Origin of the sequence: Paludisphaera sp., from assembly GCF_037189885.1 — a bacterium.
GTDB lineage: Bacteria > Planctomycetota > Planctomycetia > Isosphaerales > Isosphaeraceae > Paludisphaera.
The window spans coordinates 1-6,884 of record NZ_JBBCIR010000092.1 but is presented as its reverse complement, the minus strand read 5'-3'; the positions used below and the strand labels follow the sequence as shown (position 1 = coordinate 6,884).

Annotated in this window: 4 protein-coding genes; 2 read left to right on the top strand and 2 right to left on the bottom strand. The window is 71.8% G+C overall.

What is annotated here, in order from left to right:
- The first annotated feature begins 211 nt into the window (after positions 1-211).
- Both WG209_RS21990 and WG209_RS21985 read left to right on the top strand, forming a co-directional pair.
- Positions 212-1,870, top strand: a complete 1,659-nt coding sequence (locus tag WG209_RS21990) for an FAD-dependent oxidoreductase (RefSeq protein WP_337177246.1) — start codon at positions 212-214, stop codon at positions 1,868-1,870.
- A complete protein-coding gene (locus tag WG209_RS21985; protein ID WP_337177245.1) occupies positions 1,863-2,855 on the top strand; it encodes an alpha/beta hydrolase in 993 nt (330 codons plus the stop codon). Before WG209_RS21990 ends, WG209_RS21985 begins: the two co-directional genes overlap by 8 nt.
- Here WG209_RS21985 and WG209_RS21980 read toward each other — a convergent pair.
- The gene (locus WG209_RS21980) at positions 2,818-5,190 is read right to left on the bottom strand and encodes a hypothetical protein (protein WP_337177244.1); all 2,373 of its coding nucleotides are present in this window, start codon (positions 5,188-5,190) and stop codon (positions 2,818-2,820) included. The two genes, WG209_RS21985 and WG209_RS21980, sit on opposite strands and share 38 nt — an antisense overlap.
- 124 nt (positions 5,191-5,314) lie before the next feature.
- A complete protein-coding gene (locus WG209_RS21975) occupies positions 5,315-6,640 on the bottom strand; it encodes an MFS transporter (protein WP_337177243.1) in 1,326 nt (441 codons plus the stop codon).
- Between the last annotated feature and the right edge of the window lie 244 nt (positions 6,641-6,884).

Below are 6,884 nucleotides of genomic sequence, written 5' to 3'. Positions count from 1 at the left end.
TCGCGGCGGCCGGCCGTACTCGTTTCACGGCCCCGCGGTCCACCTCGCGACGTCGCGAGCCGATGGGTGACGGTTCGGTGGTCCCCGCGGCGGCTCGTGGACATCACGCCGATCCCGGCCTACCATGCCAACGGCGGACGTCGCCGCGACGCCCCACGTCGACCCTCGCGAGAGGGCGGGGGGGAGGGACTATCCGCCGTGGAGATCGGCGATGAAGCTGGTGATCGTGGGCGGGGTCGCCGGGGGCGCCTCGGCCGCCGCGAGGGCGCGGAGGCTGTCCGAGTCGACCGAGATCGTGATGTTCGAGCGCGGACCGGACGTCTCGTTCGCCAACTGCGGCCTGCCCTATTACATCGGCGAGGAGATCCGCGAGCGTCAAAAGCTGCTGGTGACGCGGCCGGAGATCCTGCGGCGTCGCTATCGCGTCGACGTCCGCGTGATGACGGAGGTCGTCTCGATCGATCGCGCCGCGAAGGCCGTGGTCGTCCGCGACCTACGCGACGGCTCCGAGTATCGCGAGTCATACGACGCCCTGATCCTGGCCCCGGGCGCCGCGCCCTGGATCCCGCCGATCCAAGGGGCGAGCCTGCCGGGCGTGCACACGCTCCGCAACCTGGATGACGTGGACCGCATCAAGGGGGCCGTGGACGCCGGCGCGAGGCGGGCCGTGGTGGTCGGCGCGGGCTTCATCGGCGTCGAACTCGTCGAGAACTTCCTCCGCAGGGGGATGACGGTCGACGTCGTCGAGCTTCAAGACCAGGTGATCCCCGTCGTCGATCGCGAGATGAGCACGCCGATCGCCGAGGCCCTGTCCGCGAAGGGGGCGGTCCCGCGCCTGCGCGACTCGGTCGAATCGATCGCCGAGGGCGACAAAGGCCTCCGATTGTCGCTCAAGTCGGGGGGGACGTTGGAGACGGGCCTCGTCGTGCTGGGGGTCGGGGTCCGCCCCGAAAATCGGCTCGCGATCGAGGCCGGCCTGGACGTCGGCCCGCGCGGGGGGATCCGCGTGGACGCGTCGATGCGGACCAGCGACCCGTCCATTTACGCGGTGGGCGACGCCGTGGAGACGCGGGAGTTTCCCTCGGGGCGGCCGACGCAGGTCCCGCTCGCCGGCCCGGCCAACCGTCAGGGCCGCATCGCCGCCGACGCGATCCTCGGCCGCGGCGCGACCTTCCGCGGCACGCAGGCCACGGCGATCGTCGGGTTCTTCGACCACGTCCTCGCCACGACCGGCAAGACCGAGAAGGCCCTGCGGGGCGAGGGGGCCCCCTTCGAGAAGGTCTACGTCCACGCCAACCATCACGCGGGCTATTACCCCGGCGCGAGGCCGATGACGATCAAGGTGCTGTTCGACCCGGGGTCGGGGCGGCTCCTCGGCGCCCAGGCCGTCGGCTCGGAAGGGGTGGCGAATCGGATCAACGTCCTGGCCACGGCCCTCCAGGCGGGGATGACCGTGCGCGACCTGGCGCAGGTCGAGCTGGCGTACGCGCCTCAGTTCGGCTCGGCCAAGGACCCCGTCAACATGGCCGGCTTCATCGCCTCGAACGTGATGGACGGCCAGGAGCGGCAGATCCACGTCGAGGACTGGGAGGCGGGGAGGCCGGGAGGCGCGATGCTCGTCGACGTCCGCACGCCCGCCGAGTTCGCCGCCGGGGCGATCCCGGGCGCGGTGAACCTACCCGTCGACGAACTTCGCGACCGGCTGGATGAGCTCCCGCGCGATCGGCCGATCGTCGTGCATTGCCAGGTGGGCATGCGCGGGTACATGGCCGGGCTGGTCCTGCGGGATTCGAGCCGGGACGCGTACAATCTGAGCGGCGGCTACAAGACCTACCTGCTCCATCATCCCACCGCGAAGGCTCATGCTTGAAGACTTGCCGACCGGGCCCCTCGACCCCCAGGCCCGCGACTTCCTCGACCGGCTGAACGCGGCCGGGCTGCCCACCGCCGACGCGATGACGCCCGCCCAGGCCCGCGCCCAGATGGAGGTCTCCGCGCGATTCCTGGGGAGGCCCCCACGCGTCGCCAGGGTGCGGGACGTCCACATCGACGGCCCCGGGGGGCCGGTCCCCGTTCGGTTGATTCGGCCGATCGGCCCCGAGGAGGAGGCGTTGCCGGTCGTCGCCTTCCATCACGGCGGCGGTTGGGTGACCGGCGACCTGTCCTCGCACGAGGGGTTGTGCCGGGCCCTCGCGAACGCGTCGGGGTCAATCGTCGCGTCGGTCGGCTATCGGCTGGCGCCGGAGCACCCGTTCCCGGCCGCCGCGGACGACGCCTTCGCCGCCTACTCCTGGCTGCGCTCGAACGCGGCGGAGGTCGGCGGGGATCCGTCGCGCGTCGCGGTCTGCGGCGATAGCGCGGGGGGGAACCTGGCGGCCGTCGTGGCCCTCATGGCGCGCGACCGCGGCGTCGCCCCGCCGACGCTCCAGTTGCTCTGCTACCCGGCGCTCGATTGCGACTTCGGGGCCCGCTCCTACCTCGACTTCGCCGAGGGACACCTGCTGACGCGCGGCGAGATGATGTGGTACTGGGATCAGTACGTTCCCGATCCCGCCGACCGCCTCAACCCTTACGCCTCGCCGATGCGCGCGGAAGACCTCTCCGGTCTCGCCCCCGCGATGGTGATCACCGCCGGACACGACGTGCTCCGCGATGAGGGGGAGCGCTACGCCGAGCGACTTCGCGCGGCGGGGGTGCCGACGACGCTCTCGCGATATCCGGGGATGATCCACGGATTCCTGCGCAGATACCCGTTTTTCGAAGAAGGCCGTCGAGGGGTGGACGAGGCGGCGACGGCGCTGCGGCGGGCGTTCGGCCTCACCGGGCCGAGCCGAGGCGTTGACGGAGGCGGATGAACTTCTCGCGGAGTCGGCCGCCGCCCAGGTCCGGGTGCAGGATGGACGTCGCCTCGATGAGCTGCGCGGCGTCCTGGTTGCGGCCCAGCCGGTGGAAGGCGAGGGCGAGCCCGTAGCGGGCGTCGAACCACGCCCGGGAGCCGGACTTGAGGTTCCGAATCCGCAGCCGCTGGACGTCGATGGCCAGCTCGTTGGCGTCGAGCCGGGAATAGGCGTCGGCCAGGTCGCGGAGGTAGCGATCGTCGGCCTTGTCGGTCGACGGGGCCCAGTCGCGGAGCGTCGCGCGGGCCCCCGGCGCGTCCCCCTGGAAGAGTTGCGCGCGGGCGAGGCGGAAGGTCAGCTCGTTGCGGAGTTCGTCGGGCAGGTCGTTGGACTGGAGCAGGGGGCCGACCAGGGTCTTGGCGACCTGGGCGAATCGGCGCTGGGGCAGGTCGGTCTCCGCGGAGGCGGCGGCCAGGTCGAGCTGCCGGACGGCGACCAGCAGCGCGACGCGGTCGTCGGGGACGGCCCAACTCGCGTGCTGCTGCGCCTCGCGCTCGGCCTCCAGATAGCGGCCCTCCGCGGCCGCCGCGACCATCCGGGCGAGTCGAGCACGATAGCGTTGCGAGGGGGTCAGGTTCATCGCCAGGCAGTTCTCGGCCGCCTCGCGAGCCGACGCGGGGCGGCCGACGACGGGCGTGAGGTCGAGGCGGGACCGCGCGATCAGGAGGTCGGCGCGGTCTGCGTCCGGGCGCGGCCGGGCGACCTCGATCGACTGGTCGACGAAGCGGCGGGCGGCCTCGTAATCGGCCTCGAGGCCCTCGCGTTCCTCCGCGGCGACGCGATCTTCCAGGGCGCGCCGCATGGCGTCGCAGGCGGCGACTCGCGCCTGGCCCCAGCGCGGGGACTCGGGGGGGACGGCCTTCCAGAGTTCGAGCGCGCGGTCGCGGTTGCCGCGCGCCTGCTCCAGCGAGCCGAGCATCCAGCGGGCCTCGATCGCCGTGGGGTCGTCGGGGAAGTCCTGGAGGTGGCGGCGGAGCGCCTGCTCATAGCGGTCGGCGCGGGAGTCGGTCGCGCCGGCGGCCTGGCGTCCCCGCGCCAACGCTTGCAGGAGGCTGGCCCTGGCGCGCGAGGGCCCGGCCTGGGGGTCGCCCACGATCTTGTCGAGCAAGGCGTCGGCCTCGGCGAATCGTCCCGCCTGGAAATGGAAGCCGGCGGCGCGAAGCCGCGATTCGGCGGCCTCGGCCCGGAGGCCGTCGCGCTCGGCCCGCGCGGCGGCCTTCTCGCTGGTCTCCGCGGCGGCGGCCGGGTCGCCCCGAATCTCGTGGCCTTCCGCCAGCGCGTCCCACAGCTCGCGGGGGGCGTCGGGCTCGAAGGCCAGGCCGGACGCGGCCAACTCGGACAGGGCGACGCGCAGCTCGGGGGCGCGGGCCTCCCTCAGCTCGCGGATCTTGGCCAGCAGGTCGTCTTCCATTGCGCGGCGGTCGGTGGCGCCGGCGGCCTCGGGCCCGGCGGCCCGCCACTGGCCAAGGTCGACGCGAACGCGCTGGAGCGCCTTGGCCGGCGTCGGCAGATCCATCGCGTCGATCGCCTTGCGCGCCTCGTCGAACGCCCGGCGATCGATCAGGATCGGCAGCAGGACGTCCAGGAGTTCGGCCTCAGGCGGCGGGGGCTGCGACTTCGCGGCCGAGGCCACCAGCGCGGCGGCCTCCTCGACCTTGCCCTCCAGCCGGAGCAGCTCGGCCTTCAGGAGCGCGTGGAAGCCGGCGAGGGCTGGCTCGGTCGGCGGCTCCTTGAGGAGGCCCAGGGCCTCGTCGCGCCTCATCCTCGCCTGGGGGGAGTCCGGGGCTTCCAGCGCGGCGCGATCGGCCAGCGACCAGGCGAGGCGGAAGCGGATGTTGTCGCTCAGCGCGCCGGGCTCGCCGACGTGGGCCCGACGCAACCTGGCGATGGAGTCGTCGAGCGCGGCGGCCTCGCGTTCGGGGGTCGGGACCTGGGCCGGGCGGACGGCCCGCTCGTCGTTCCAGGCGCGCGCCTGGGCCCAGCGATACACGGCGGCTTGCAGGCCGAACTCGCGGCGGCGGGGATGGTCGGCGTCCTTGCCGTCGAAGTCGTCCAGCAGCTCGATCGCGGCGTCCCACCGCGCGAGCCTGTCTGGGAGCGAGGGGGCGGCGCGGGCGGCGCGGTCGAGCGAGGCGGCGACCTCCAGGGCCATCGTCTCGCGCGAGTCCACGTCGATCGATCGGTCTTCCAGGCGCCCCTTCATGGAGGCGATGTACCGGGCCGTCTCGTCATCGAGGGCCGGGGCCTGGGCCATCGAGGCGAGGAGGGCCAGGAGCGTGAGCAGGTGGGGCATCGCGGTCGGTCTCCGGCCGCCGGAGGGCCGGGGCGCCGCCGCGACGGCCCGCCCTCGCGGGATTGCCTCATTGTACGCGACGGCGGCGAGGCATGGCCCCGCCGCCGCGCGATCGGCCGGTCGATCAGTGGGCCGGGACGGAGGGCGCGCCGTGGGCGTCGGCGTCCTCGCGGATCTCGCCGATCTGCTGCTCCTTGAACAGCAGGGCGAAGGCCGCCATGCAGATCAGCGTGAGGACGAACGGGCCCGCCCAGATCGCTCGCCAGTCGTGGCCGGTGGGGCCCTCGCCGGTGTGGAAGTAGTGCATGGTCTCGCCGGCGATCAGGCTCCCGGCCACCGTCCCCAGCCCGTAGATCACGAAGATCAGCAGCGACTGGGCTGACGCCTTGATGTCCTTGCTGGCGGCCCGGTCGACGAACATCTGGGCCACGATGAAGAAGAACCCGAAGGCGAAGCCGTGCAGGCCCAGCGTGCTGATCATCAGCCACTTGGGATAGCCGATCGCCGAGAGGCCGAACCGCGCCGCCCAGGCCCCCAGGCCGATCAGCATCGTCGTCTTGTAGCCCAGCTTGGCGACCGACAGGGGGATCAGCAGGACGACCGCCGCCTCCGCGAACTGGGAGATCGTCATGTACGCGCCGATCTGCTTCGGCGCCACGCCGACCGCCTCGAGGAAGTAGTTCTCGGCGGCGAAGAAGAAGGCCAGCAGGATGCCGATCAGCGCCGCGATCACGATCAGGACGGCGAACGACCGGAACTTCATCAGCTCCAGCGTCTCCAGCATGGCCGACTTCTTGTCGATCGGGTCGGTCTCCTTGGCGGGGGCCGGCGGGGTGTGGGGGAGCGTCAGGCAGTAGATCCCGTAGAGGACCGAGAAGAACCCGGAGAGCCGCAGGCAGTCGCGGAACGCCGGCTCGCCCACGAACGACAGGTTGAACAGCGACTGCCACATCGGGAGGACCGACGAGGGCCAGAACGACTCGTACTCCAGGTACGACGCGAAGAAAAGGCCCGCGGCGATCCAGCCCACCGTCCCCCAGACCCGGATCGAGGGGAACATCGCCTGGTTCTCCTCGCCGAGGGCGCGGAACGACAGCGAGTTGGTCAGGCCGATCGTCGGCATGTACAGGTGGCAGTACAGGAGCATCATGATGAAGATCGGCCAGAACGTGGTCGCGTAGGCCGTCGCGATCAGCATCCCGCCGCCGACGAGGTGGGCGAACGCCAGCACCTTCTCAGTCGCGAAGAATCGGTCGGCGAGCTGGCCGAGGATGAACGGGCCGATGATGGACCCGAGACCGTAGACCATCAGGATCCAGCCCAGCGCCCGGTCGCCCAGATTCAGGCCGTTGGGGCCGACATGCTGCGCGAGCATCGGCAGCCAGATGCCCCATACGAAGTATTGCAAGAACATCATCAGCGAGAGGCGCGCGCGCAGGCCGAAGCTCATCGAGGCACTCCTTCGATCGGGGCGGCCCGCCGCCGGGCATGGTTGGGGCGGGGGCCTTCGCAAACGACTCTAGCGGCCCAAACGTCGCGCCGCTACATGGTTCCGACTAGGTTCTGTCTGGCGGCTCGATGAGTCGGAAGCAACGGCGGATCATGGCGAGCTTGACCATGGCCAGGAAGTTCACGGCGAGCTTCTCGAACCGGGTGGCGAGCCGGCGGTTCTCCTTCAGCCAGAGGATGCACCG

Bases quoted from the DNA above. Each gene is read 5' to 3' on its own strand.
- WG209_RS21985 (WP_337177245.1), top strand. From the start codon at position 1,863: ATGCTTGAAGACTTGCCGACCGGGCCCCTCGACCCCCAGGCCCGCGAC.
- WG209_RS21980 (WP_337177244.1), bottom strand. From the start codon at position 5,190: ATGCCCCACCTGCTCACGCTCCTGGCCCTCCTCGCCTCGATGGCCCAG.
- WG209_RS21975 (WP_337177243.1), bottom strand. From the start codon at position 6,640: ATGAGCTTCGGCCTGCGCGCGCGCCTCTCGCTGATGATGTTCTTGCAA.
- WG209_RS21990 (WP_337177246.1), top strand. From the start codon at position 212: ATGAAGCTGGTGATCGTGGGCGGGGTCGCCGGGGGCGCCTCGGCCGCC.